Origin of the sequence: Salinibacterium sp. SWN248 (assembly GCF_015864575.1) — a bacterium.
Lineage (GTDB): Bacteria > Actinomycetota > Actinomycetes > Actinomycetales > Microbacteriaceae > Rhodoglobus.
In genome coordinates this window covers 602260-628419 of the sequence record NZ_JADYWW010000001.1, presented here as the reverse complement: position 1 = coordinate 628419, position 26160 = coordinate 602260, and the positions used below count along the sequence as shown (strand labels likewise).

Below are 26160 nucleotides of genomic sequence, written 5' to 3'. Positions count from 1 at the left end.
CCTAAGCGATGCGGCTGCCGCGACTCAGCTTTGCCGCTGGGGTCTTGGTGCGAGCCCAGGCCCCAGCAAGCAACGCCCCCGCAAGGACGAGGTGAATCGCTAACCCGACGGCCCAGCTAGGAGTCGTGGATTCGATCACGCTGCGTGCACTCGGGGCGTCCGGGTATTGCTCACTCTCACCAACGACGCACTCGCCGTAGCTGTACCCCGCGTCCTGTGGAATTTGGGCCATACGAGTCGACAGTTTGAAGTAGCCGAAGAGGTCAGTCGGCTGATCGTTCGAGTCGTACGCTGTCGGCACGGCATCCGCCAGAATCACGTACGGGTTTGCCGCCAATGCGCCCCAGAACAGGTCGAAGCGTGGCGTCTGGTACTCATACTCTTCGGGCGCCGAGCACGCCGTCGGCGCTCCTGCACTGTCGTATTCAAGCGCGTAGCTTGAGGTCTGAGTTGCTGTCGTCTGCAGCGCCAGCCCCCCAAGAGTGAACGCGATGATGGTGCCGATGCTGAGAGCAGCGACCACCAAGTAGGTCACCACGATGGAGAACAGCGGTCGTGACATGAGGCCCGAAAGCCCCACCCCGACCGCAGCAACGACGCCCAGTTCAAGCGCGAGTACCACGATCGACACGACGATAGTGCTCGCCGGAAGCCGGCCGGCGATAGCCGCATAAACGAGGAACGGAATAGCGGCCACCAAAAACGCGAGTGCCGTGATCCACGCCGAGAGAAACTTGCCAACAATTAGTTGGCCGGTTGTGATGAGTGTCACCTGCGTGGTTGCCAGAGTTCCGGCATCCCGGTCGCCATTGATGGCGTTGCCGCTCAGGGCGGGCGCCACCAGCGTGCCGAGCAGCAGCACGAAGTAGATGACGGTGGAGTAGACCCCCGCAGCACCATTGTCGTCGGTGCCAAAGCCATTCAGCGCGAATGACAACAGCACCGTCACCATGAGGATCAGCGCTACGAAGACACCGAGCAAGATATACCAGCTCGTAGTGCGCACGCGCTGGCGCAGTTCGAGCGAAAGAATTACTCCGACACCGGCGAAGAACGCGCTCATTTGCTTTCCTCCGAGCTCAGGTCGATAAAGGCATGTTCGAGGTCGCCCACCGCTGGGGCAAAAGTGCTGATCGCAATGCCAGCACCCACCAGTCGAGCAAGTAGCGTGGATGCCGCAGCCTCCCCCTCAAGCGCAACAAGAAGTTCCGTGCGATCGGTCGCTATCGCAGCCTCCTCGATTCCCTCCGCGACGAGTGCCGCGCGCAGGGCCACGACGTCGCTCGAGCGGATGCGCCAGGGACGAGCAGTGGCGCGGCTGCGCGCCAAGGCCTCCGCGGACGCCGTGACGCCCTTCGACAGGTACACCGCGCCATCGGCCATTTCGTCGAGCTCCGAGAGCACGTGGCTGGAGACGAGGAGCGTTTTTCCTTCGGAAGCAAGTCGGCGAACAAGCGTGCGCAAATGACCGCGGGCAACCGGATCGAGGCCCGAGGCGGGTTCATCGAGCAGCAGGACGCTGGGGTCGTGCACGAGCGCGCGAGCGAGACTCAGGCGCTGCTTCTGCCCGCGCGAAAGAACGCGAGTGGGGCTGTCGGCAAGCTCGGTGAGGTCGACGAGCGCAATGAGTTCGCTTGCGCGTGCGGCCGCGGCCGCCTTATCCATTGCGTACATGCGCGCGGTGTAGCTGAGAGTATCGCGCACGCTGAGCGTGGGCCACGAACCGAGCACATCAGGCATCCAGCCGAGCTGCGAGCGGACCGCTGCCGTCTCGGTGACGGGATCGTGACCGGCAATGCGGATGCTGCCGGCATCCGGTTGAAGCAGGGATGCCAGCATGAGCATGAGCGTGGTCTTGCCGGAACCATTGGGCCCGATGAGGCCGGTGACGGTTCCGGGAGTCGCGACGAAACTGGCGTCGCGCACCGCGTGGACTTCGCCAAACGATCGTGCGACATTTTCGACGACGATCCCGCCGGGCGCTAGTTCGCTTCGTTCGGGCTCGATGGGCGCTGCCTCAACTGACGTCATAATGCTGAGCATAACTGACGAAACCGACCCTGAGGGTGCAGGGAGAACGGTGCGCTCAAGGGGCACTACGTGAGGCCGCCTGAACGCGACAGGCTCTCCGCCGAGCCCGAGTGACTAGATGTAGATCGCGGGATCGATGTAGTTGAAGCCGTCTTTGGGGGCCTTAGTGCGGCCCTTGGGGCGCGCCACGGCGGGGGCCCCAACGAGAAGCGAATCGGCGGGAGCATCCGCCACCACTACAGCACCAGCACCGACCACCGAGCCGGAGCCGATCGTAATGTCGCCAAGAACGGCAGCCCCAGCGCCCACGACAATGTCGTTGCCGAGCGTGGGGTGACGTTTGCCGCCCTGTGAGCTCGTGCCGCCCAGCGTGACACCATGGTAAATCAAGACGTCGTCGCCCACGATGGCGGTCTCGCCAATGACGACTCCGGAGCCGTGATCGATGATGACGCGGCGACCAAGTTGAGCGCCAGGGTGAATCTCAACGCCGGTCAAGAAGCGGACAAACTGGGAGACTACGCGGGCAAGAAAGAATGCCCGCGCAGTCCAGAGCCAGTGGCTAAAGCGGTAACCCCACACGGCGTGCATCCCCGAATAGGTGAGCCAAATCTCGAAGGCACCACGGGCTGCGGGGTCGCGTTCGCGCACGGCAGCGATGTCTTCACGAGTTCGAGCAAACAATAGAGGGATCCGTCGTTAGTGGTGGTTAGCGGCGTTGAGTTGAGGTGACTCGGTCTTAGTCGACAAGCCCCTAGTCGACGAGGTCTTCGTAGAGAAGCGTCGACAGGTAACGCTCGCCGAAGCTCGCAATGATGACAACGATGGTCTTTCCCGCGTTCTCGGGGCGCTTGGCCAATTCGAGAGCCGCGTGAACGGTTGCTCCCGAGGAGATACCAGCGAGGATGCCCTCTTCGGCAGCGAGGCGACGAGCCATCGTGACCGACTGAGTGATGTTGACGTCGAGAACCTCGTCGTAGACATCGCGGTCGAGAATCTCAGGCACAAAGTTGGCGCCGATTCCCTGAATCTTGTGGGGGCCAGGAGCTCCACCATTGAGGATCGCGGACTCTTCGGGCTCAACAGCGACAACCTTGATCTCAGGGTTCTGTTCCTTGAGGTAACCGCCAGCACCCGTGATCGTTCCACCGGTTCCGATTCCCGCAACGAAGATGTCGACGGCACCGTCGGTGTCATTCCAGATTTCTGGGCCCGTGGTTGCACGGTGAATAGCGGGGTTTGCAGCGTTTGCGAACTGCTGTGCGGCAACGGCGCCTTCAGTAGCAGCAACGATTTCGGCAGCCTTCTCAACGGCGCCACGCATTCCTTCGCCGGCAGGGGTCAAGACGAGTTCTGCACCGAACGCGCGAAGTAACATGCGGCGTTCCTTGCTCATGCTCTCCGGCATGGTGAGAACAACGCGGTAACCGCGGGCTGCGCCGACCATGGCGAGGGCGATGCCGGTGTTGCCACTGGTGCCCTCAACGATGGTTCCGCCGGGCTTCAGGGCCCCGGCCTTCTCAGCGGCGTCGATGATCGCAACACCGATGCGGTCCTTCACGCTGGCCGAGGGGTTCTGGAATTCGAGCTTCGCCAGCACCGTAGCGCCAGCATCGTCTGTGACGGAGTTGAGCTGAACCAACGGGGTGTTACCGACAAGTTCGGTGATGTTCTTATAGATACGACTAGCCATGATTCAGGGGTTCCTTTGCAGGTTGGAGATCGATGGGAGCTTGCTCACCATAGTTAGTAGCAATCAGCAGGCCAAATTTATTTCATCAATCTGGGTAAAAGTACGAAAAGAGGGCCCCGCGTTGTGCGGGGCCCTCTTCGCGTTATGCAGCTAGCTGCCAGCTTTCGCCTAGAAGACGAAGACCAGTCGCGGCCAGCTTGTGCTGGACTCCACGAGGTCGTTACCGGAGTACTCGACCGAGATCCAGTGGATGCCGCGGCTGAGCTTCGGCAGCTTCAGCGAGGCATTGCCGCGCTTGTCTACCGTGCTCGTGCCGACAGCGGTGCGACCGTCGTAGAAGGTCACCTCGCCTGCGGTCGTGCCATCCTTGCCGACCGAGACGCTGGCATCCGCCGTGACGGAGCGGTTGCCCCACACGAACCAGGAGGAGAGGCTCGAGCGAACACTCGAGGAGATCTTCTCCACCGATTGGGCGTCCGATTCTGCAACACCATCCGAGTAACCATCCTTGCTGGCCGTGACCTGCACGCTCAGTTCGGTTCCGATGTCGTCGGTCGTGATGCGGTAGCGGCTGTCGGTCGCATCAGCAATCGGTGCGCCGTCGCGCAGCCACTGGTAGCTGTAATCGGCCGAAGCCACACTCCAGTTACCGTGCACGGCCTTGACTGTCTTACCAACCTCGACCTTGCCGCGGATGCTCGGTGCCTTCGTGTTCTCGATGGCTTCAGCAGTCGTCGCGACCTCGATGGGCACTACGACCGCAGTGTCGGTTCCCGGAACCATGACGGTCAGCGCGAGCGTGCCCGAAGGTGCGCCGGCGGGGATCGTAACGGTCACGCTAGCGCGGCCCTGCTCATCCGTGGTGTCGACGATGGTGCGGTCGATCGTTGCCGAACCGAGCACGTCTCCATCAACCGAAACCTCGACCGTGGTGGCGTCTGAGCCGCCACGGCTGAAGGTGAGCGACGAGAGGTCGAGCGTGACGTCATCTCCGGGGTTGTAGCCGTCAGCATCCGGAGCTGAAACAACAGCACCAATGGCGCGCTGTTCGAGCGGCGGGTCAGCGATCGTGTTCTCTTCGAACCACTCGACCATGGACTGCAGGTCGACGCGGCCGCTGTCGGCGCGATCGGTTCCCTCGGCGAGAGTAGCGAAGTTGTCGCCACCGGCCGCGAGGAAGGAGTTAGCAACCACCGTGTAGCTGGCTGCAACATCCACCGGAACACCGTTGAGGTACATCGCGGTTACTCGCTCACCCTGAGCCGCGGTGGGGTCGTACGAGTACGTCAACCCTTCCGAAACTCCGAGCTTGAGGAACGGACGCTGAGCACCTGCGGGTTGCCACTGCTCTTCGAGGACCGACTTGATCTGAGCACCGGTCAGCGACATCGTCGTGAGCGTGTTGCCGAAGGGCTGCACGTTCGCAGCCTCGCGGTACGTCACTTCACCGTCACCGTCGCCAGCACCCGATGCTTCGTAGACGAGGTCCGTGCGCAAACCGCCCGGGTTCATGAACGCGATCTCGGCGCCCGAATCGGATGCTGCCCACAGTTGAACATCGGCGACGAAGTTGCCGATGGTCGACTCGCCACCGCGGTTCTCAGGGAACGGGGTTCCGTCAACCGGGGTCTGCACTGCGCGATACATGCTGTCGGAAATCTCTCCGACCTTGGCGTTGCCCAGTTCAGCCGCCGCGGCCGTAGCCTCGTCGACAATCGCCTGCACAGCGGCATCCGGCTCGAAGCCCTCAATCGGCAGAACCTCAGCCTCGAAGTCGAGGATCTCCTTCGTTGCTGGGTCGACGTTGAGGTCGAAGTGGCCGTAGTTGGCTCCGTACTGTCCGGCCGAAACGACCAAGCGAGGGCGGTCCATGCCGGGAACAGTGACCTCGTGGTCGTACGCGAGGTGAGTGTGACCCGAGACGATCGCTTCGACCTTCGGGCTCAGGCCCATCACGATCTGGCCAAAGGCCGAGTCGTCAGTCGATGCTGCGATGTCGGTGGATGCCGCACCTTCGTGAACGAGCAGAACGAGAACGTCTGCTTCGCCATTGGCGTCACTTCCATCGGTGAGGTAGTCCGCAACACGGTCAACCTCAGTCACGATGCTGCGGATCTCGAGCGACTCGATGCCAGCAGGGCTGACCAACTCGTTGAGGTCTTCAGTAACGGCACCGATGAATCCGACGGTCACGCCATCGAACTCCTGCAGGAAGTACTCGTCGTAGGCCGGAGCGTTGGTATCCCGGTCGTAGAGGTTCGCTGCGAGGTAGGGCCAGTCGGCGGCATCCAGGATGCGGTCGTCAACATCGGCACGACCCTGATCGAATTCGTGGTTACCGAAGGAACTCGTGTCGAGTCCGATTTCGTTGAGCACGTCTATCGTGGGCTGGTCGTTCTGGATGAACGAGGTGAATGTCGTGGCTCCGACGAAGTCACCAGCACCAACGAACGTGGTGTTGGGGTTCATGGCTTCCCAGTAGTTCACCATTCCGCCGAGCTGAGCTGCACCGGGGATGCCACGATCTGCCTCGATACGACCGTGGAAGTCGTTCGTGGTGAGGATCTCGATCTCAACCGGCACAGCCTCAGTGCTGAGGCCAATGCTGATCGGGTCATGGTCGCTCGAGCGGAACACGCTTCCCGCTTCGGCGGCGCCGAAAGCGTAGCCGCGATCGCCCCACTCGGGCGAGTTGATGTTCCAGACAGCAGCGTCGGTCACGTGATCGGCAAGCGACGGCGAGACGATGATGTGGTCAAGCGATCCCAGTTCACCATCGAAGGTGTAGGTGTACTTGTTGTCACCTTCGGCGGCGAGGGTGTCGACGTAGCCGGCCTCGGTGAAGACCTGAATCGGGTCTTCTTCGGAGTAGGCGTTGAAGTCACCGACGAGAACAACCTGGTCGCTCTTCGCTTCGTCAGCAGAGATCGAGTCAACGAGATCCTTGACCGCATTGGCTTGCTCAACGCGTTCCACGTTGAAGTAACCCTGGCCGTCAGTTGGCACGGCTCCCGAGCCACCCTTTGACTTGAAGTGGTTAGCAATCACCGTGATGAGCTCGCCGTTCGACTCGAACGTCTGAGCAATCGGCTCGCGCGCGATGTCCCAGACCGACTCGTCAACGGCAGTGAAGCTGTCGCCCACCGGAGTGGCTGCTGCTGGCTTGAAGATGATCGCATTCGTGATGAAGTCCGTGATGGCCGCATCGTTCAGCGCTGCAGGCGTGCGAACGTAATCCCACGTTCCGGCACCGGCGGCGGCGTTGAGCGCACCGACGAGATCCATGAGCGCTTCGTCGAGGTTGCCACCCAGCTTGATGGAGTTCTCGATCTCCATCAGACCAATGACATCCGCATCGAGCGAGTTGATAGCCGCAACGATCTTCGACTGCTGAACAGCGAACTCTTCAGCAGTATCTGCACCACGCGCATCCGAGTCTTCACTCGTGAGCGTCGTGAAGTAGTTGTAGACGTTGAAGGCCGAAACCTTGAAGTCTCCACCCACAACAGGAGCCGACTCTTCACGCGGGTTCGTCGACTCGAACGTGGGCAGGGACTCCGCCGGGCTCGCATCGTTGATCGCCACGGTCGGCTGCAAACGCCAGTCGTCGAAGCCGTAGCTCAGAACGTACGGGTTCGCCGGGAACTCCACAGTGTCACCGTTGCGCACAACAGTGTCTGCTGAGAAGTACGGCTGCTCACCGGGGTGAGAACCGTTAGAGATTTGGATGCTGTAGCCATCATCGAGGAAGATGCGGCTGGCACGGTTGGCGGCGGCGATCGCGTCGGCGTCGGCTCCGGCATCCGTAGTCTCGGTGCTCTTGACGGCGAGCTCTTCTGGGCTGAGCCAGAGGGTGCCGAAGTTGTAGAGCTGGTGGCTCGAGCTGACGAGGTAGTCACCGGTGGGGGCAACGAGCATCGACTCGAAAGGCTCGCGGTCGTTGCCGACGACGCTCGCATCGAGGGCGGACGCCTCAACACGGTCAGCCGGGTCAAGGTCGGCGGCGGCCGTCACGAGTTCGACGGCCGTGCCCGAACCGAGCTGGGTCAGCCCGAAGTATTCAGCGACGGGGCCGGTTGCGGTGACCTTGTCTCCGATTGACACTGCGGGGTTCGCACTGCCCAGGAAGATGAAGATTCCGTCGGAGGCGCCGGGCGTAGCATCGTTCGCCCCACCCGATCCGGGAGTCTGGATGACAATGCCACGGTAGCCGGAGGCCCCACGGTAGTCAGCGGTGACAACACCCTCGACGGTGACGGTGGTGCCGACCATGGTGCTCGAGGCTGAAGTGCCTTGAACGTCGGCAATAGTTGCTGTTGCTTCGGCCGCTAGGGCGGCCGGAGCGGTGATCGCGGTCAACGCGATGGCGCACGACGTGGCAAGAGCCCCGATCGTGAGCCGCGTTGGCCTGCTGCTTCGTGGATACATAGCGGGCAGTCCCCTTATGAATTGTGAAATCAACGGTCTACCCCCAATGGGGGTATGTCAGACGATAGCCCTGCCCACAGCTCATTCCAAGGTTTTAAACGAATTGCTCATGTGCGCGTAACCCGTTGTTATTGTGCGAAGCGTGCGGCCTCGCGACTCGGCCAGCTACCCGCTCCGTGCGTCGGTCTGCGACGCCGTTACTGGGCCGAGTTGCGCACAAAAGCGTGCGCCCGCGCCGCCAACGAACGCGAAAGTCGACCGAAAAGGTCGATGCTTGCTCGCCCCGGCCAATCCTCGGGCAACGCAGAATCCGGCAACCCCGGATCGACGTACGGGATCACACGCCACTGATCGAGAGCATGGATGTAGCACGCGAATGCTTCAGCATCGGTCGACGCCGGGCCCACCAGGGCGGAGTGCTGGGCCAGAAAACTGTCGTGCAATTCACGCAAGCGGTCGAGGTCCCACCACTGGGCTACGGCATCCGCGAACGACTGAGTCGTCTCGGGCCGGCCCGCAATAAACAGCGTTGCGCACTCACTCAGTTCGAGGTGTTCCAGAATGCGCACCACTTCTGGCTTGAGGTGCGCCGGGCAAATCCAGAGCCCGGTGGCGACGGTGCCGCACCCGATCCAGCCGAGCCTGCGACGAAGCTGGTGGCGTTCATCGCGGCGTGATTCGGGGATCGAAAACGAGATCAGACACCACGGGTCATCTTCGCGCTGCTGGCGAAAGCTGAAGACACGGCGATCGCCACTCTCGAGCATCGGCACGGCATCCGCGTTCACACGGTAGCCCTGTTGGCCATCGACCATTTCAGGCACCAGCAGGCCCTTTGATTTAACGCGTGCAATGGCGCTGCGGGCGCCATTGGCAGAGACTCCCAACGCTTCCATGATGCGCACGAGATGCGCCGACGAGATCCAGCCGCCAAGCTGACGCAGCTGCGAGCCCACAAAGGTGCGGAGCAGGGCTGTTGCACTCCCGGGGCGGGAGTCGAAGTCATCCAGAATCATGGCGGTTACGTGGTGAGCTGTGCGTGAATGGCCTCGATGCCGAGCTGCACTTCGGCGAAGGTCGTGCTGAGCGGCGACAACCCGAGGCGGATGCCGTGAGGCCGACGGAAGTCAGGAATGATCCCCTGCTTCCAGAGTTCGGCATTCACGGCGGCGAAGCTCTCGTGGTCGATCGTGACGTGGCTGCCGCGTTCGGCGGCATCCCGCGGCGAGCTGACGGTGACGCCGAGCGGCACGAGCAGTTCGTCAATGAGCGCGAGGGCGTACTCGGTGAGAGCGATCGACTTGGCGCGGATCGCCGGGATGCCTGCCTCTTCGATGAGCCCGAGCATGTCTTGCATGGCGAGCGAACCGACGACCGATGGCGTGCCGCTGATGAAACGACGGATGCCTTCGTGCGGCGCATAGCCTGGACCCATTTCGAAGGGGTTGTTGCTACCCATCCAGCCCTGGATCGGTTGCGTCATGGCTTCGATGTGCTCGGCGCGCACGTAGCCGAAGGCGGGGGAACCCGGGCCTCCGTTGAGGTATTTATACGTGCATCCAGCAGCCAGGTCGACGCCCCAGGCATCGAGTTCGGTTTCGACGACGCCGGCGGAGTGGCAGAGATCCCAGAGCACGAGCGCTCCGGCTTCGTGGACGAGGGTGGTGATGCCGGGCATATCGGCGAGGTGACCAGAGCGGTAGGCGACGTGACTGATCACGACGAGAGCCGTGTTCTCGTTGAGCACAGCCTTCACTTCGTCGGCGGTGACTCCCTCGTCGCTGGCGGGATCGATCCAGCGCAGCGTCTTGCCGAGCTCGGCGGCGATGCCCTCGACCAGATAGCGGTCGGTCGGAAAGTTGCCGGTGTCGATGACGATTTCGCTGCGCTCCGGGCGGGCACTGAGGCCAGCGCGGATCAGCTTGTAGAGCACCACCGTGGTCGAGTCGCCGATGAAGGTTTGGCCGGGCGCAGCCCCGAGAGTGGCGGCGCCCAGGCGGTCACCCAAAGTGAGAGGCAGTTCGTACCACGCTTCATCCCAGCCACGGATGAGGCGGCCACCCCACTGTTCGTCAACGAACTCGGCTAAGCGGGCCGCACTCGCGGTCGTGGGTCGCCCGAGCGAGTTGCCGTCGAGGTAGGCGCGCACTTCGGTTGATCGCACAAACTTGGTCGGGTACTGCTTCAGCGGGTCAGCGGCATCCAAGACTGCGGCAGCTGCGGCGCTCGTGTCGACGGGAGAGCTGGCTCCGGTGGGCGCAGCCGTCGCGTCATCGTGCGCAGCAGTCGGCGCGTGGGTGTCGGTCATAGGTCGATCCTCCATGGGGTCGGGATGGGGGTTGTTGCGGTGGGAACAGCGCTGTCGCCGTCCCAAGCCGCGTGCGCGCGGGTCGCGCTCACGGCAAAGTCAGGGTGAAGCAGCTCGCGGGCCGTGACAACGGTGGCGGTCATGAGCCACGACGCGAGATCGGCATCCGCGGTCGGCACCGTCGGCAAGTAGCTCACGGTGCTGCCGAAACCGGGCAAACACAGCGCCCGCAACAGGGCGTCGTAGCGCACCCCGGCATCCTGCAGCGCCGTCAATTCGCGCTGGTTGAGGCCGGGAGGAAGATCGCCATTGCCCATGTCGGTGCCATAACGAACGGTGCCGCCCGCGGCGTGAAAGCGTCGCAGGTTGTCGCTCGCAGTCTCGAAGTCGCGACCACGCTGGCCATAGCCGTGGATGTCGAGGGTGCTGATCCACGAGTGGCGTCCGGCAAGAAAGCGGGAGTTCGGCTGCGCCATCTCAGCAATCAGGGCGTCACTGAGTTTCTCTGTCCAGGGCGTGTGCGCGAGGCGATCGGCTCCGGCAGAAAACGCCCGCTGCGCTTGCCCAGGCCCCTGGACATGAACGACAACTTCGGCGCCGCGACTGTGCGCGTATTCCACCAGTGCGCACAAGGTCTCATCGTCAATGACCGGGCCATCTTCAGCGTTCAACGCAACCTTCACAAAGGTCGCACCAGCGGCGAGCTGCCGCGCGACCGCAGCCATCGCCTGCTCACCGGTCTCCACTTCAGCAACCGCAAGCGTGGCCGCCCACGCACGATTCGCCGGGTAAGCATGAGGCGCGGTGATGAAAGCGCCCGCGTGGTTCAGCGCGGGAACCGCATCGTCAAGAGCCCACTCCTGAAGACGATCGGGATGCCCACCCAAATCGTCGACCGCAGCGAGGCCGCCAGCCACGAGAGCGCGCGGCTCCGTCAATCCGAGATGCACGTGTGCGTCGCGAAAGCCCGGCAGCAGCACTCCCGGAAGACGCACCGCGGTCGGGATTGCGGAATCCGCTATCGCTCGAATGCCATGGGGGCTGACCCGCACTGTGGCCGGGCCGTGCCATTCACGCAGCCAGTAGCCGTCGACGGCGTAGTCGACGGTGAGGGCCGACTCGGTAGTTGGTCCGGTCGCCGTGGGGAGCTGCGGAGCTGGGTTCGGTTGTTCGGTCACGAGCGGCCGATCTCGGTGCGCACGGCAAAGAGTTCAGGGAAGAAGGTGAGGTCGAGTGCCTTCTGGAGAAAGCCGACGCCGCTCGAGCCGCCGGTGCCGCGTTTCATACCAATGATGCGCATGACGGTCTTCATATGACGGAAGCGCCAGAGCTGGAAGTTGTCTTCAAGGTCAACGAATTCTTCGCAGGCTTCGTAGGCGAGCCAGTGCTCGCTTTCGTTGTCGTAGATGTGACGGAAGGTCTCGATGAGCTCGTCGTTTTGCTCGTAGCCGCGAGTCACGTCACGGTTAAGCACGGCGTCAGGAATCTCGTAGCCGTGGCGGCTGAGGTAGCGCAAGAACTCATCGTAGACGCTGGGCTCGGCGAGCAACTTGCTGAGCAGGGCGTGCGCTTCGGGATGCGATTCGAACACCTTGAGCATGCCCGCATTCTTGTTGCCGAGCAGAAATTCGACCGCTCGGTACTGATACGACTGGAACCCGGATGAGCTACCCAGGTAGTCGCGAAACTGCGAATACTCGCTCGGCGTGAGAGTCGCGAGCACCGACCACTGCTCAGTGAGGGTGCGCTGAATGTGCTTGACGCGTGCAATGCGCTTGAGCGCAATAGAGAGGTTGTCGCTCGCAATGAGATCGCGGGCCGAGGTGAGTTCGTGGATCACGAGCTTGAGCCACAGCTCGGTGGTCTGATGCTGGATGATGAACAACATCTCATCGTGATGCTCAGGGGTGCTTTGCGGAGCCTGGGCGCTCAGCAGGGTGTCGAGTTCTAGGTAGGCGCCGTACGACATCCGCTTACTAAAGTCGGTGATGATCTCGTCTTCAAGGGCACGTTCGTTATGAGTATCCGACATGCCGACACCCTATTGCACTTTTGCGACGGCCGCCACACTTGTGTTCGCGTGTTTCTGCACAACTGCTCTGCAGGAGTGCATATGAAGTCTCCCGCGGTTGCCACTCCGACGCCGAGACCGTCGTATCGGATAATGGCCAAGTGATCGTCGATGACTTCCTGACCAGCCTTGCCGCACTCCCGGCTTCACCCGCCCGCGAGTCCTACCTCTCCTTTGTTACGGCGGGCGGATCGGATGCGCTCAAGCGCGATGGTGGGCCCGAGCATGTGACGGCATCCTGTTTCGTCTTCTCGCCTGGCTTCGAGCGCGTGCTGTTGTGCTTTCACCGCAAAGGACAGTTTTGGGTTCAATTCGGTGGCCACATTGAGCCACAGGATGCGTCCGTCGCGGATGCCGCACTACGCGAAGCTCGTGAGGAGTCGGGCATTGCCGCCCTCGCCCTCCACTCGGACTCGATCGTTGATCTTGACCGGCACGAGCTGCACGGAGGCTTCGCGTGCGCCGCTCACTGGGATGTGGGATTCGTTGCCATTGCCGCCGCTGATGCCGTCTTCGCGGCCAGCGACGAAAGTGAAGACGTGCGCTGGTTCGCCACGAACGCTCTGCCCGAGAATGTTCCCGACAGCTTCCCCGCGAGAATTGGGGCTGTACTGAAAGCCGTCTTGGCGGATGCCGCCAACTAGCCAAGCGCCGATTAGAGCCGTGACTGCGGTGTCCGCAGCGCTTCGAACACGCCACGGAGATCACTGAACGAGAGCGCTCAGTCTCCGGAAGCGTCGTGGTCGCCGACGCCAGCAACAGCAGCATCGGTATCGGCGGCAGCCCGCACAGCCGCCCGCCGTTTACGCTTCTCGTTGGCCGCGGCAAGCGCCTTACGGGCGAGGGCATTCGCTTTGCCGCTGGCCTTCTTTGCCATTTCAAACTCGGTGCCCAGAAGCGCGAGCCCACCGATCGCTACGAGGGAACCCGGCCCGGGCAATGGGATGAGCACCACACCAAGAGCGACGGTCGTGCCGCCAACAACACCAACGGTCGTGCGATAGACGCGGTCTGCCTTGGGGTTCTTGCGGATCGCCTCGCGCGTTCCATGAGCGGCGGAACTTGCCGCGTGCCCTACCGCCACGCCTGCACGCGCGGCGACTGTTCGTTTCTGGTTCATAGGCTGATTCTACGAGTGGGTTCTCTACTTGCTCGTCGAAATAACGCCCTCGAAGTCGGCGATGCGCGTCGCGACAACCTCAGCAGCTTCCTTGACATCGGCTTCGCTCGCCTCAATAAGTGCCGACTGGTAGCGAGCAGTGAGGTCGTAGAGCGTCTGAATAGCGCCGGTCTCAACGTTGCAGGTGGCCTGAATCACCGCGATTCGTCGGTTCTCGGCGCTGTCGCCGTCCGATTCGTAGTCGAACTGAGGCATCGGTAGGTCGGCGCTGAACTCTAGCCCCTGCTCAACCATGCACTCCTTGGCCACAGCGAGCGCTACTTGGCCTGGCTCCGAAGCGAAGGCGGCATCGTAGGCAGCGTCCGCGATCTGCGCATCGAACGAGTAGCCGTCGTCCAGATTGAAGCGTGTTCTCATCTCTTCTTTGGATTCATCGAGGCAGCGCAGCTCCTCATCGCTCGGAGTCGGGGGTACCTGGTCGATGAGGGCGGCAATTTCGAAACCGTACTTCTGAGCGAGCGGAACGCTCCACAGCCCAAAGAGCCGATCCTCTTCGCTCGACACCGTCTCTGACCGGCTGTAGCCAGGCAGCCCACTCTCGGCGAGACACGCGTCAGTCAACACCTGCCACGCTTCACGCCGGAGTTCATCGACCTGCGGCGCATTCCGATTAATGGCATCCACCGGCAGAACCACGGTGCCCGCCTCGAAGTCGAGGGTGGCGGTTACGTGTGCGTAGGGCTCGATGTCGATGCCTGAAGACTCCAACCCGACAGTGCCGGTCGAGCATGACGACAGCAGAAAACTGGCAGCGATGAGCAGAACGCCCGCCGGGGTCGCGATCCGAGAGGTGTGTTGCGATCGAATACTCATCTGTGGTTACCCAACAATCTTGTTATTTGAGGTTTAATCGCAACAACGCGTGCGCTCCATAGAACCACGGGATGCCATGCCCGTCAACCACAGCGGACACATGCAGAAAGCCCCGGCTGCCGACCACATGAGTGGGGCATCCGGGGCTTTCTTATACTCGAGTGAGCGGGGTGCTTGTTAGAGCGCAGCCAGCTTGTCGACGAACGAATCGCCAGGCGCTACGTCGACCGACTCTGCATCGATCTCGGCGCGGCCGAGGAGTTCGTCCATCTTGCGACGACGGTTGCGCGGGATGAGCGTGACAACAGTTCCGGCCTTGCCTGCGCGACCGGTACGGCCAGCGCGGTGCAGGTACGTCTTGTACTCCTCAGGAGCGTCAGCCTGAATAACGAGGCTGATGTCATCCACGTGGATGCCGCGGGCTGCAACGTCTGTCGCGACAAGCACGTTGACCTTGCCACTCGTAAGCATCTGCAGGTTGCGGGTACGACGCGACTGGTTGAGGTCACCGTGAAGGCTCGTGGCTGGGGTTCCACCCATGCTCAAGAATTCGGCCATCTCTTCAGCAAACGCACGCGTGCGGGTGAAGACGAGAGTCTTGCCCGTGCCGGCGGAAAGCTGCTTGATGATCGCACGCTTGTCGCGCTGTTCGATCAGCAGAACCTTGTGGTCGATCGTGGAAGAAGCCTGGTCTTCACCAGCAACCTCGTGCACGGCCGGGTCAACCAAGAATTCCTTGACGAGAGTGGCAACACCCTTGTCGAGGGTTGCCGAGAACAGCAGTTTCTGGCCGCCCTCGCTGGTCTCACGCAGAATGCGCTGAACAGGCTCAAGGAACCCGAGGTCGCACATGTGGTCTGCTTCGTCGAGAACAGTAACCTTCACCTGGCTGAGGTCGAGACGACCCTGCTCGATGAGGTCTTCAACACGGCCGGGGGTCGCGATGATGACATCGACGCCACGGGTGAGAGCTGCAACCTGCTTGTACTGAGGAACGCCACCCACGATGGTCGTGGTGAACAGGCCAACGCTGCGAGCGATGGGCTGAATGGTGCGGTCGATTTGCTGAGCAAGTTCGCGGGTCGGAGCGAGGATGAGGGCGCGAGGCTTGCGACCCATCTGACGATCCTTGCCACCGTTGTTTTCCATGAGGCGCTCAACGAGGGGCGCACCGAAAGCAATGGTCTTGCCCGATCCGGTCTTTCCGCGGCCAAGAACATCTTTGCCGGCGAGAACGTCGGGGATGGTTGCTGCCTGGATGGGGAACGGCGACTCTGCGCCCATGGATGCGAGCTGACGCGAAATGTTCGAACCGATGCCTAGGTCGATGAAGGACTTGCCTTCAACATCGCTGGCGGTAACGGTCTTGGCTACGAGACGCTCAAGTACAACGTCTTCTTGCTGCGAGTGCGACGACTTGCCATCGCGGGCCGGGTAGTAGGCGCTTTCGCGCGGCTCTGAACGCTGCGGACGATCGTTGCGGTCATTGCGGTCGTTGTACGACGGGCGCGAACCACGGTCGGGGCGGTCGCCATACGAGGGACGCTCGGAACGCTGCGGGCGCTCGTTGTAGGCGGGACGCTCTGAACGCTCGGGGCGTGAACCGCGGTCGGGACGGTCACCGTACGCGGGGCGCTCGGTGCGCTGAGCACGGTCGTTGTACGACGGACGCTCGGTGCGACCAGCGGATGCGCCGCGGTCACCGTACGAGGGACGCTCAGTGCGACCAGCGTTGCGATCGTTGTACGACGGACGCTCAGTGCGGTCGTTGTAGGAGGGACGGCCACCGCGGTCGGGGCGGTCACCGTAGGAGGGACGCTCTGAACGGCCACCAGCATTGCGGTCGTTGTACGACGGACGCTCGCTGCGGCCGCTCGAGTTGCGGTCGTTGTACGACGGACGCTCGCTGCGACCGGCGTTGCCGCCACGGTCGGGGCGGTCACCATACGAAGGACGGTCATTGCTGCGCTGCGGGCGCTCGTTGCGGTCATTGCGGTCGTTGTACGACGGACGCTCACTGCGACCGGCGTTGCCGCCGCGGTCAGGACGGTCGCCGTAAGACGGGCGATCGTTGCTGCGCTGCGGGCGCTCGTTGCGGTCGCCATACGTGGGGCGTCCGCCGCGCTCGGGACGGTCACCCGACGAGGGACGATCGTTGCTGCGCTGGGGACGGTCGCCGTAGGCGCCACGTTCGTTGCGCTGCGGGCGGTCACCGTAGGAGGGGCGATCTCCGCGGCCGCCGGCCTCGGGGCGTCCACCACGGGCAGGCTTTTCGCGGGGAGTCCAGTCGGGGCGACGCTCGTCGCGTCCGCCACGAGCGGCTCCTGGCTTGCGGTCTCCGGTGCGAGCGGCACGGTCATCCGCGCTCCAGCGACGCTTGGGGGCATCGCCCTCATCGGCACGGAATCCGCGGTGACCTTCGCTGCGTGAACCGCCACGTTTGGGCGCTCCAGAGTTGAAGTTTTTGTTGCCACGACCGGTGGCAGGCTTATTGAAATTAGGCATTGTTCTTTCCGGGTTGTTCTTAGATGGAACACATCTAGTGCGTGGAGCACGCGCGCACGCCAACACTCACCATTTAGTTAGCGAGACACCGATTGGTTAGAAACCGATTGGCTGTCTTCTAATTAGCTTGAGTATTCGTACGCTGCACTACTGAACCCGGGCAGTCTTTGACCGAGGCCGTCACATACATTCGTGTGATTGTCACCAGTTGGATGGACTGGCAAACCGGCCCGCAAGACTTACAAACCCATACGCGAGATTTCGCGCTGTCTTGAGCCGACTTGACTACGTTACTCGATCGAGCCCTCAATAGCGAGGGCCGAGCGGATGCTGGGGTCAAGCGACACAGCCGCTCGACCCCAGCGATCAATTACTCGACTGCGAGCGTCCAGGCGCCGTCAGCGCCTACCGTGATCGCCGACGGACCCGTGCTCAGTGCAACGGTGCCATTGTAGGAGCCGATTTCGTTAACGAGGAGGCCAAACGCGAAGGCCTTGTCGGTTTCTTCAATAATGGAGAAGTTGCTATCGCCCGAGTGGGTAGCCGTGAGCTTAGCCGCATCGCCGTTGTACAGGAACACTGCATCGCCGGTGCCAGATTCGGCTAGCAGCGGGGCTGCCGAAACAGGAGCAATGAGCAACGACCACGCACCATCCGCCTTGATCTGAAGCGTAACGCCGTCTGAGAGCGCATTGAATCCATACGACGTTGTGCCCGCGTAGTCTCCGATCGTATTCACCAACAGTTCGCCAGTGCTCTCGTTATCTTCGTTGAGTACTGAGACTGCGAAGTTCGACGCTCCGGAATGTGAAGCGGTAACGATTCCTGCTGTCGCGCCGACAGGCAGATCGACAATGCTGTCGCCCGTGCCAGTCTCGGTGATGGCGTCGAACGTGCCGAAGGCGTCATCCGCCCACCCCTGCACTGCCGGTACTTCTGGTTCAGCAGGCTCTTCCTCAGCAGCGTCCGACTCTTCTACGTCAGCGCTCTCTGAGATAGCGCTCGTGTCACTCGAATCAGTTGTCTCGGTGTTGCCTCCGTTGAGGCTCGACGTGACGATCGAGAGAACGATGAGTGCGCCGGTAACGATCCAAGCAACCTTCTTGTTCTCGTTGTATCCGACAAGCGCATTGCCTGCCTTGTCGCGCTGAGCCCCGCTGAGCGTGAGGATGATGTCAACTAAGACCCAGATTCCTGCACCACCGAAAGTGATGAGCTTCAGAATTCCGGTACCGACTTTGCCGAGGTAGAAACGGTCGACGGCGAAGAAACCAAGCAGGAGAGCGAAAAGCCACGTGATGACAAACGACTTGCCAGCGATCGGAGGCAGTGGGGGCGCAGTCGGAGCTGCAGGAGGTGCAGTCGGAGCTGCAGGAGGTGCACTATCCGGAATGTCTTGCGCGTTCGATTCGGGTGTAGGTGTGGCGTCTGACATGGAGCCTCTTTCGTTCGGGTAATGAAGAGAAACGCGCGCACTGTGATTCACGCCGCGCACGTTGTTGTGCGCGCACGCCGAGGCACACGACAATTGGCCGAGTGATGAGTGATCTCATCTGGCCGGTATCGCCTAGACGCCCCCGCGTGGTTACTTACTCACCCTGTCGGACGGCACTGACATTTGTTCAATTGAACGAGCGCATCAGGCCAAGTGGTCTACCGGACGAGGCGCAGCAGCGAGCACGGTGCTGCAGCCAGGTTTCGGCTCAGCCCAAGCCGCCAGCTAAACGTTGTGGTTGTAGGGGAAGTCCCGGAGGTCAGTCTGCTGAACAGGCTGCGGTTGCGAATTCGCCTTCACGTCGCGACGCTCGAGCCACTTGTGGTGATCGCGCAGTGCTCCGACCACGGCAGCTCGAATGATGCCGTAAACCAGTAATACCCCCACAAGAAGCAGCACAACGGGCAGCAGTATGGCGAGAGTCGTGAACGATGACATGTTGTCGAGCATGAGTGATCCGTTTCTATCCGCGGCAAGCCAGTTGCAATAGTGACAGAAATTCTGTTTCCCCACGGCAGCTGAACCGGCGTGGGGAAACTAGACCACTCACGGATTACTCTGCGGTGGCAACCACCGGAGTCTCGCGACCGGCCTTCTTGGCCGCGCGACGACTCTTGCGATCGGTGCCGGCTGCCTTCTTGTCTTCGCGACGTTCCTTGGCTCCCTCAACGAGGTAGTAGAGAACGGGGAGCACCACGAGGGTGAGAACCGTCGAGGAGACGAGTCCACCGATCACGATGATGGCGAGCGGTTGCGAAATGAAGCCGCCCTGACCCGTGACACCGATGCCGAGGGGAAGGAGCGCGAAGATTGTCGCCGCAGCGGTCATCAGGATGGGGCGAAGTCGACGCGATGCACCCTCGATGATGGCTTCGCGAGCACGCATGCCCTTCACGCGGTACTGGTTGATGAGGTCAACGAGCACGATGGCGTTCGTCACGACGATACCGATGAGCATGAGCACACCGATGAGCGAGGCGACCCCGAGTGGGATGCCCGAGATCACCTGAAGCGCAATGGCACCGGTTGCCGCGAAGGGCACCGAGACCAGCAGCAGCAACGGCTGGCGGAGGCTTTTGAAGGTTGCCACCATCACGACGTACACGATGAGAATTGCGACCAGGAGCGCGAGGCCAAGCTGCTGGAACGCATCCGTCTGCTCAGTAGCGACGCCGCCCAGTTCAGCCGAAGCGCCCGCGGGCAATTCTGCTTCGTCAACAGCGGCAGCAACCAGAGCGGATGCCGTTCCCACGTCGTCGCTGCTCGGCGTCACGCTCAAGGTCGCACTGCGTACGCCCTTGACCGAGGTGATGCTCGCGGGGCCGTCATCGACGGACACTGTGGCGACATCCGTCAGCGGGATGAGTCCGGTGGCACCCGGGATCTCGAAGTCTTCCAACTCTTCAATCGTGGTGGGCGCAAGGTCATTGAGAATGTAAATCGAGAGCGTCGATTCGTCGATGACGGCGCTACCGACCGCATTCGGGTTCATCGCACCGGTGACGATTCCGCCAACTGCAATTTCGCTCAGTCCGACCTTCGCGGCCTTGTCACGGTCAACAACGATCGAGATGAACGGCTGCTGCTCCGAGAGGTTGCTCGTGGCTTCGGCTACGACGTCGAGGTCGCGCACCTGCTCGAGCAGGGCATCCGATGCTTCACGCAGTTCAGAATCGCTGGTGGCTGTGAGGTTGATCTCGATGTCACTCGAGGCGAAACCACTCGATGCCGCGGCCAAAGTGATCTCACCGGCATCCTCGATGTCGGCAACAGCCTCGCGCACGTCTTCTTGCAGCTCGGTCTGATCGAGATCGGGGTCAGTGGTGAGCGAGAATGCGTTCGCTCCGCTGCCGGAGAATGCGGCACGCAGTGAGCCGCCGCTGGAGCCGATGGAGAGTTGCACGGTTTCGATGCCGTCGAGATCCATGAGGACCTCTTCAACCTTCTTCGCGGCTTCGTCACGAGCTTCGAGGCTTGCGCCGAGTGGCAGCGACTGGTTGACGGTCAGCGTGTTCTGTCCACTGTCACCAATGAAGTTGGTCTTCATGAACGGCACGAGTGCCACGGTTCCACCGAGCAGGAGAACAGCAGTCATGAGTGTGGCAACGGGGCGCTTAAGCGTCCACTTGATCACGGGCAGGTAGCCGCGCTGCAGGGCGTTGGTCTTCTCCTCCTGAGGCATACCCGCTGCGTGCGCGTGCTCGACAGCGTCTTCGGTGTGACGCGGAACAGCCTTGTTACCGAGGAACCAGTAGGCGAGCACCGGCACGATGGTGAGCGACACAAAGAGTGATGCGGCAAGCGCAATGGCGGTCGTCAGCGCGAACGGGCGGAACAGTTCTCCCGTGATGTCTCCGACAAGGGCGAGCGGCAAGAACACCGCGATCGTCGTCACGGTGGATGCCGTGATGGCTCCCGCAACTTCCTTCACCGCGGTCTGGATGGCCAGCAGTTTTGGCTCCCCCATCGACACGTGTCGCTTGATGTTCTCGATAACCACAATCGAGTCATCCACCACTCGACCAATCGAGATCGTGAGGGCTCCGAGGGTGATGATGTTGAGGGTGTAGCCCGAGACCTGCATACCGATGAAGGTGATGAGAACGGATGCCGGGATCGAGATCGCGGTGACCAGCGTCGATCGAATCGACAGCAAGAACACCAGAATCACGATCACGGCGAAGACAAGACCGAGCAATCCCTCGGTGGTGAGGCTGTCAATCGACTCTTGGATGAAGGGGGCTTGGTCGAAGACGACCGTGAATTTGGTGTTGCTTCCGAGGGCGCTTTCGAGTTCAGGAATTGCTTCAAGAACGGCCTCGGAGACGGCGACAGTGTTGCCGGCGGGGCTCTTGGTGATCGCAATGGTGAGTGAAGGCTCACCATCCACGCGAGAGATTCCGGTTGCCGGGTCGTCAATCACTTCAACGGTTGCGACGTCAGCGATCGTCACGATCTCGGTGCTCGATCCGCCCAGCAGAGGTAGTTCGGCTACACCGTCGGCTGTCGTGATGCGTTGACCGGCCTGCACGGTGAGGGTTTGGCCATCCTCGGTGATTTCACCGGCGGGCAGCAGCACGCCGTTGTCGTCGAGTGCGGAAATGATGTCTTGATTGCTCAGACCGTTGAGGAAGAGTTCATCTTGATCGGGAGTGATGACCAAGCGCTGGGTCGACGTGCCCAACAGGCTTGCGTCACTGACGCCATCCAACTTATTGAGCTCAACGAGGGTGGATGCTTCGAGCTTGGTGGAGAGCTCAAGTGGGTCGAGGTCGCTGGATACCGCGATCTGCACGACCGGAAGATCAGTGAAGTTGAAGGTAAAGACTTGAGTGTCTGCCGAGTCGGGTAGCTGGCCAGAGATGCGGTTGATGGCGAGCTGAATCTTCTGCTCAGCGGTGGCGATGTTGGTGCCATATTCGAACGAGGCCGAAATGTTGGCGAAGTTCGAGTTCGAGGTCGACGTGGTCGACTCGAGCCCCTCAACGCCCTGGATGGCAGCTTCGATGGGACCGGCGAGGTCATTGTCAACGACCTCGGGCGATGCGCCAGGGTACGTCGAGACGATAAAGATTTGCGGCAGCGACAGCGATGGAATGAGCTCTTGCTTGAGCGACGTCAAAGCAACGCCACCAAAGATTCCGATAACAATCGTCACGAGCGCGATGAGCGCTCGGTTACGCAGGGAGAAGACAGAAAGCAGGTGCACGAGAGAACTTTCGTTGCTGTTAAACGCGGGCGCGGTCGCAAAAACCACTTCTTGGTTAGTGCAATTCTCTCAGCACGCTCATTATTCCGCGTACTCTCGCGAGATTACATCTACGTTAAAGGTGCGAAGCCGAAACGACGCTCTCTCCGTCGTGTGACTTAGACGACGTTCGCGAATTCACTGCTCGCTGGCGAGAACGGATGCCGCATCACCGTCGACCACGCTGCGGCGAGCGCCGAGACGCCCTGTTCCAGGTCGGCCGCGCCCCCGCTGAACGGAATGCGCAGGAAGCGTTCGAAGGCGCCATCCATGCCGAACCGCGGACCAGCAGCAATCACGAGACCCTCGTTGCGGGCTGCAAGCACGAGCTGCGAGCTCACGGGTTGGCCGAGATTGATCCACGCAGTCATTCCACCCGGGGTGTGCGGCACCTGCCACGACGGCAGTTGCTCGGCCAGCAGGGAGGAGAGGTGCTCGCGCCCGGCCCGAAGAGAAGTGCGCCGAGCATCCAGAATCGCCGGATAGCTCTCAAGAATGTTGGTGACGACGAGCTGTTCGAGCAGCGGGGTGCCAAGGTCACCGGCGGAGCGAGCACGAACGAGCTGGCGGATGGTGGCGTGGTCGGCGCGGATCCAGCCGGTGCGCAGACCGCCCCACACTGTCTTGCCGACCGAACCCACGGAGATCGCGTTGCCGTGAGCGGCGAAGGGCAGCCGGATGCCGTTGCCGTCCAGATCGAGTTCGGCCATTGTCTCGTCGGCGATGACTGCCGTGCCGTGGCGTTCCGCGAGGGTCAGTATTTTTTCGCGCAGCTCTTCGGGCATCGACTGACCGGTCGGGTTGTGAAAGTCGGGCATGAGGTACGCAAGCGAGGGGCTCGTGCGCTGGATAGCCTGCTCGACAGCGATGGCATCCCAACCGGTTTCGGTCGAAACACCGACCGGCACGAGTCGCGCGCCAGCCGCCCGGAGCGCATCGAGGGCGTGCGGGTAGCTCGGGTTTTCCATGAGGGCGCGGTCACCGCGTGACATGAGGGTGCGCGAAATCAGCGCGATGGCGTGCTGTGCGCCGAGCGTCACCATGATCTGGTCGGGGCTCGTCGGCAGGCCGCGGTCGACATAGCGTTGGGCAATGGCCTCACGCAACGCCGGGATCCCTACCGGGTCGAAGCCAGACTCCCCCAGGTAGGCCGGCAGTTGTTCGGCAGCACGACGGGATGCCTCAATCACCTCGGGAGCGGCCGAAATGGTCGACTTACTGAAATCGAGCATCTGCGGGGCCGCCGAATCGGGAATCAGACTCGCGCGATGCGGCAACTGAGCAACACTGCCTGAGCCACGCGTGCTCTCGACGTAACCGCCCTCGCGGAGCGCCGAATAGGCCGCCGTCACCGTGGTGCGGCTCACCCCGAGAGCGAGCGCCAACTCGCGCTCGGCTGGCAGGCGCGTCGAGGTCAGAATGCGGCCATCCATGATGAGGAGGCGGATGCGGTCAGAGACGGCCAGATAGGCAGCGTTCGATCCACTCGCACGCCACTCGCCCATCATCACGACCAATGCGCGGGCAGAAAGGCTATTCATGAGGCCACAATACCGCGATTGGACTCTTGTTCCGAGTCCAATTCCGTAATTGGATACTTACATGACTCCCCGCCTCACCATGACACGACGCATCGTTCAGCTCGGCACCGGCCTCTTCCTCTACGGCTTCGCCATCGCGCTGATGATTCGTGCGGAAATCGGTGTCGCGCCCTGGGACGTTCTCGGCCAGGGCGTCTCGCTCAGCACTGGCATCCCCTTTGGCTTCGTCACCAACATCATTGGCCTCATCGTGTTGCTGCTGTGGATCCCGATCCGCCAGAAGCCCGGCATCGGAACCGTCTTCAACGTGGCGCTCGTCGGCCCCAGCGCCCAACTTGGATTGTGGATGCTGCCCGAGATTGAGGGACTTGCCCTGCGCATCCTCGTGTTCGTCGCCGGCCTGCTACTGCTCGGAATCGCAACCGGCCTCTACCTTGGCGCACGCTTCGGGCCGGGCCCGCGCGATGGCCTCATGACCGGCATCCACCACCGCTACGGCGGCAAGATTTGGATCGTGCGCAGCAGCATCGAACTCGTCGTGCTGACGATCGGCGCGATCCTCGGCGGAAACCTCGGCTGGGGCACGCTCGCGTTCGCGCTGCTCATCGGCCCCCTTGTGCACTTCACGATTCCGCGGCTGATGGTGCCGGCCGCCGTCTCTGGCGATAGCGTCGAGACGGCGAAGCCGAGCCCTGAGAAGGTTTAGTAGGTCAGCCCGAACGACTTCACTCGGGCAATCGTGCTCTTGTTGGCGGCATCCACCGCCGCCACGCCCACAAACTGCCCCGTGAACCCACTGATCGCGTCGTCGGACATGAACTGGGAGCCGACAACGCCCCCGAGTTCGCTCCACTGGCCTCCCGCCATCTGCCAGGCGAACCGAAGGTCGCCCTGCGTGATTTCTGCACGCAACCGCACCGGTCCGTCGGCGATCGTGACCTCGCCGATCACCTCGTCAATTCCAGGGCCAGAGCGCGCGATCACTAGCGCGATAGTGCGAGAATTCTCCATCTCACTCCACGATATCCGCGCGAAGACATAATTCTTGATGTCGTAGTACACGGTGAGCCCGGCGGCATGAGCGAAGTGGCGGGCATCAAACTCGATTTCCGCTTCTGCCGTTGCCTCGAATGCGCGCAAGCGCGTCGCCACTAACGAGACGTCGAATCGCGAGTGCAACGAATCGCGACCACGAAGTTCCAGACCGTTCTGGGTGGGCGCGCACCACGACTCATCGATGGGACCACGCGGAACCGCAAAGTGCGGCGACAGTGGCGTTCGGAAATCGGTCACGACATCCAGCGACGAACGCTCTTCATCAATAGTGGCACCCGGGATCGTGATGTACTCCTGCGGCAATACGCCGCCGGCGGTCATCCGCAGCCAGCCGTCGTCATCCCAGTGCACTGCTTGCAGCGATGACTCTCGCCCGAGCACTGAGGAGGTAGTGCCGGGCAACGGTCGCGACGACAAATGCGCCACGTACCAGTTGTCATCGGCAGCCTGAAGAAGACTGCCGTGCCCGGCCTTCTGCATGGATGCTTGAGGGTTGAAGAATTCTGGTCGCAGAAAGTCTCGGTAATTGCGACCGTTATAGGGCTCCGGTGAACTCGTAATAAAAGGACTACCCGGGTCAGACTCATAGGGGCCGAGCGGCGAATCTGCCCGCGCCAAGCACACCCCGTGGCCGTATCCCGTTCCGCCCTCAGCAGTCATGAGGTAGTAGCGACCGTCAACCTTGTAAAGGTGCGGTGCTTCGAGGGCACCGCGGTCGGTGGAACCATAATGAATACGAACGGGGTCGGTGAGAGTTCCATCTTCGGGGTCGAACTGCTGGGCAACAATCCAGCCCGGATGCTCATGTCCCGGCCGCGTCTCCCACTCCAACGTAACCAGCCACTTGGTGCCGTCGTCATCGTGAAAGAGCGAGGAATCGAAGCCCAAGCTGTTCACGTAGAGCGGCTTGGACCACGGGCCAAGTATGTCGTCTGCCCAGATGATGTAGTTGTCTACATCAAAGACCTCAGCCTCTTGGCTCTTCATCACAGAGAAAACCAGGTAAAAACGGCCGGTGCTAGGTTCCACGGTGAGACACGGCGCCCACACCCCGCCCGACGCAGGAATGCCCCGAAGATCGATGCTGTCATCCGTAATGGCATGACCGATCAGTGACCAGTTCGCGAGGTCGGTCGAGTGGTGGAACTGCACCGCCGGGAACCACTCGAAAGTGGATGTCGCCAGGTAGTAGTCATCACCACGACGCACGATCACCGGATCGGGATTGAACCCCGGGATGATCGGATTGCGCACGACCGCAGACGGCGATGCTGGAACAGTGTGTGGCATG

19 protein-coding genes are annotated in these 26160 nt (G+C 61.9%); 2 read left to right on the top strand and 17 right to left on the bottom strand.

The window, feature by feature from the left end; genetic code table 11:
• Position 1 precedes the first annotated feature (1 nt).
• From I6E73_RS02860 to kynA, 9 genes are all read right to left on the bottom strand, one after another.
• Positions 2-1063: an ABC transporter permease gene (locus I6E73_RS02860; RefSeq protein WP_197122988.1), complete on the bottom strand. Its 1062-nt coding sequence runs from the start codon at positions 1061-1063 to the stop codon at positions 2-4.
• Positions 1060-2031 carry an ABC transporter ATP-binding protein gene (locus I6E73_RS02855; RefSeq protein WP_197109384.1) on the bottom strand — a complete coding sequence of 324 codons (972 nt, stop codon included), beginning with the start codon at positions 2029-2031 and terminating at the stop codon, positions 1060-1062. Before I6E73_RS02855 ends, I6E73_RS02860 begins: the two co-directional genes overlap by 4 nt.
• 114 nt (positions 2032-2145) lie before the next feature.
• Positions 2146-2715, bottom strand: coding sequence for a serine O-acetyltransferase (cysE, locus tag I6E73_RS02850; RefSeq protein WP_197122986.1), 570 nt, complete (start codon positions 2713-2715; stop codon positions 2146-2148).
• Positions 2716-2785: 70 nt separating this feature from the next.
• Complete coding sequence (gene cysK, locus I6E73_RS02845) at positions 2786-3724, bottom strand: cysteine synthase A (protein WP_197122984.1); 939 nt, start codon at positions 3722-3724, stop codon at positions 2786-2788.
• Between the two features lie 168 nt (positions 3725-3892).
• Entirely contained in the window at positions 3893-8152 is a 4260-nt protein-coding gene (locus tag I6E73_RS02840) for an ExeM/NucH family extracellular endonuclease (protein WP_197122982.1), read from the bottom strand.
• Positions 8153-8349: 197 nt separating this feature from the next.
• Positions 8350-9168: a PaaX family transcriptional regulator C-terminal domain-containing protein gene (locus I6E73_RS02835; protein WP_197122980.1), complete on the bottom strand. Its 819-nt coding sequence runs from the start codon at positions 9166-9168 to the stop codon at positions 8350-8352.
• Between the two features lie 5 nt (positions 9169-9173).
• Positions 9174-10460: a kynureninase gene (locus I6E73_RS02830; RefSeq protein WP_197122978.1), complete on the bottom strand. Its 1287-nt coding sequence runs from the start codon at positions 10458-10460 to the stop codon at positions 9174-9176.
• Positions 10457-11638 (bottom strand): amidohydrolase, encoded by a 1182-nt coding sequence (locus I6E73_RS02825; protein ID WP_197122976.1) that lies wholly within the window; start codon positions 11636-11638, stop codon positions 10457-10459. Before I6E73_RS02825 ends, I6E73_RS02830 begins: the two co-directional genes overlap by 4 nt.
• The gene (gene kynA, locus I6E73_RS02820; protein WP_197122974.1) at positions 11635-12492 is read right to left on the bottom strand and encodes a tryptophan 2,3-dioxygenase; all 858 of its coding nucleotides are present in this window, start codon (positions 12490-12492) and stop codon (positions 11635-11637) included. Before kynA ends, I6E73_RS02825 begins: the two co-directional genes overlap by 4 nt.
• Positions 12493-12632: 140 nt before the next feature.
• Between kynA and I6E73_RS02815 the strand changes: the two genes are divergently transcribed.
• Positions 12633-13175 carry an NUDIX hydrolase gene (locus I6E73_RS02815; RefSeq protein WP_197122972.1) on the top strand — a complete coding sequence of 181 codons (543 nt, stop codon included), beginning with the start codon at positions 12633-12635 and terminating at the stop codon, positions 13173-13175.
• Between the two features lie 77 nt (positions 13176-13252).
• On the opposite strand, the gene I6E73_RS02810 is transcribed toward I6E73_RS02815, so the two are convergent.
• The 7 genes from I6E73_RS02810 to I6E73_RS02780 form a co-directional block, all read right to left on the bottom strand.
• On the bottom strand, positions 13253-13651 hold the full coding sequence (locus I6E73_RS02810) for a PGPGW domain-containing protein (protein WP_197122970.1): 399 nt from the start codon (positions 13649-13651) through the stop codon (positions 13253-13255).
• 24 nt (positions 13652-13675) lie between these two features.
• Positions 13676-14524: a hypothetical protein gene (locus I6E73_RS02805; protein WP_197122968.1), complete on the bottom strand. Its 849-nt coding sequence runs from the start codon at positions 14522-14524 to the stop codon at positions 13676-13678.
• A 177-nt stretch (positions 14525-14701) separates the two neighbouring features.
• Positions 14702-17029, bottom strand: a complete 2328-nt coding sequence (locus tag I6E73_RS02800; RefSeq protein WP_197122966.1) for a DEAD/DEAH box helicase — start codon at positions 17027-17029, stop codon at positions 14702-14704.
• A gap of 370 nt (positions 17030-17399) precedes the next feature.
• Complete coding sequence (locus I6E73_RS02795; protein ID WP_197122964.1) at positions 17400-18464, bottom strand: TM2 domain-containing protein; 1065 nt, start codon at positions 18462-18464, stop codon at positions 17400-17402.
• 285 nt (positions 18465-18749) lie between these two features.
• Positions 18750-18974 (bottom strand): hypothetical protein, encoded by a 225-nt coding sequence (locus I6E73_RS02790; RefSeq protein ID WP_197122962.1) that lies wholly within the window; start codon positions 18972-18974, stop codon positions 18750-18752.
• 103 nt (positions 18975-19077) lie between these two features.
• Entirely contained in the window at positions 19078-22233 is a 3156-nt protein-coding gene (locus I6E73_RS02785) for an efflux RND transporter permease subunit (RefSeq protein WP_197122960.1), read from the bottom strand.
• Between the two features lie 158 nt (positions 22234-22391).
• Positions 22392-23813 carry a PLP-dependent aminotransferase family protein gene (locus I6E73_RS02780; RefSeq protein ID WP_197122958.1) on the bottom strand — a complete coding sequence of 474 codons (1422 nt, stop codon included), beginning with the start codon at positions 23811-23813 and terminating at the stop codon, positions 22392-22394.
• Between the two features lie 61 nt (positions 23814-23874).
• On the opposite strand from I6E73_RS02780, the gene I6E73_RS02775 reads away from it, so the two are divergent.
• A complete protein-coding gene (locus I6E73_RS02775) occupies positions 23875-24519 on the top strand; it encodes a YitT family protein (RefSeq protein ID WP_197122956.1) in 645 nt (214 codons plus the stop codon).
• Here the strand turns inward: I6E73_RS02775 and I6E73_RS02770 are convergent.
• Positions 24516-26159, bottom strand: a complete 1644-nt coding sequence (locus tag I6E73_RS02770; protein ID WP_197122954.1) for a glycoside hydrolase family 43 protein — start codon at positions 26157-26159, stop codon at positions 24516-24518. The genes I6E73_RS02775 and I6E73_RS02770 overlap by 4 nt on opposite strands.
• Between the last annotated feature and the right edge of the window lies 1 nt (position 26160).

What these genes read in the sequence shown, in the direction of transcription:
- I6E73_RS02770 (WP_197122954.1), bottom strand. Translation starts at nt 26,159, where the DNA reads ATGCCACACACTGTTCCAGCATCGCCGTCTGCGGTCGTGCGCAATCCG.
- I6E73_RS02800 (WP_197122966.1), bottom strand. Translation starts at nt 17,029, where the DNA reads ATGCCTAATTTCAATAAGCCTGCCACCGGTCGTGGCAACAAAAACTTC.
- I6E73_RS02805 (WP_197122968.1), bottom strand. Translation starts at nt 14,524, where the DNA reads ATGAGTATTCGATCGCAACACACCTCTCGGATCGCGACCCCGGCGGGC.
- I6E73_RS02775 (WP_197122956.1), top strand. Translation starts at nt 23,875, where the DNA reads ATGACTCCCCGCCTCACCATGACACGACGCATCGTTCAGCTCGGCACC.
- I6E73_RS02840 (WP_197122982.1), bottom strand. Translation starts at nt 8,152, where the DNA reads ATGTATCCACGAAGCAGCAGGCCAACGCGGCTCACGATCGGGGCTCTT.
- I6E73_RS02790 (WP_197122962.1), bottom strand. Translation starts at nt 18,974, where the DNA reads ATGCTCGACAACATGTCATCGTTCACGACTCTCGCCATACTGCTGCCC.
- I6E73_RS02835 (WP_197122980.1), bottom strand. Translation starts at nt 9,168, where the DNA reads ATGATTCTGGATGACTTCGACTCCCGCCCCGGGAGTGCAACAGCCCTG.
- I6E73_RS02795 (WP_197122964.1), bottom strand. Translation starts at nt 18,464, where the DNA reads ATGTCAGACGCCACACCTACACCCGAATCGAACGCGCAAGACATTCCG.
- kynA (WP_197122974.1), bottom strand. Translation starts at nt 12,492, where the DNA reads ATGTCGGATACTCATAACGAACGTGCCCTTGAAGACGAGATCATCACC.
- I6E73_RS02780 (WP_197122958.1), bottom strand. Translation starts at nt 23,813, where the DNA reads ATGAATAGCCTTTCTGCCCGCGCATTGGTCGTGATGATGGGCGAGTGG.
- cysK (WP_197122984.1), bottom strand. Translation starts at nt 3,724, where the DNA reads ATGGCTAGTCGTATCTATAAGAACATCACCGAACTTGTCGGTAACACC.
- I6E73_RS02830 (WP_197122978.1), bottom strand. Translation starts at nt 10,460, where the DNA reads ATGACCGACACCCACGCGCCGACTGCTGCGCACGATGACGCGACGGCT.
- I6E73_RS02810 (WP_197122970.1), bottom strand. Translation starts at nt 13,651, where the DNA reads ATGAACCAGAAACGAACAGTCGCCGCGCGTGCAGGCGTGGCGGTAGGG.
- I6E73_RS02855 (WP_197109384.1), bottom strand. Translation starts at nt 2,031, where the DNA reads ATGACGTCAGTTGAGGCAGCGCCCATCGAGCCCGAACGAAGCGAACTA.
- I6E73_RS02860 (WP_197122988.1), bottom strand. Translation starts at nt 1,063, where the DNA reads ATGAGCGCGTTCTTCGCCGGTGTCGGAGTAATTCTTTCGCTCGAACTG.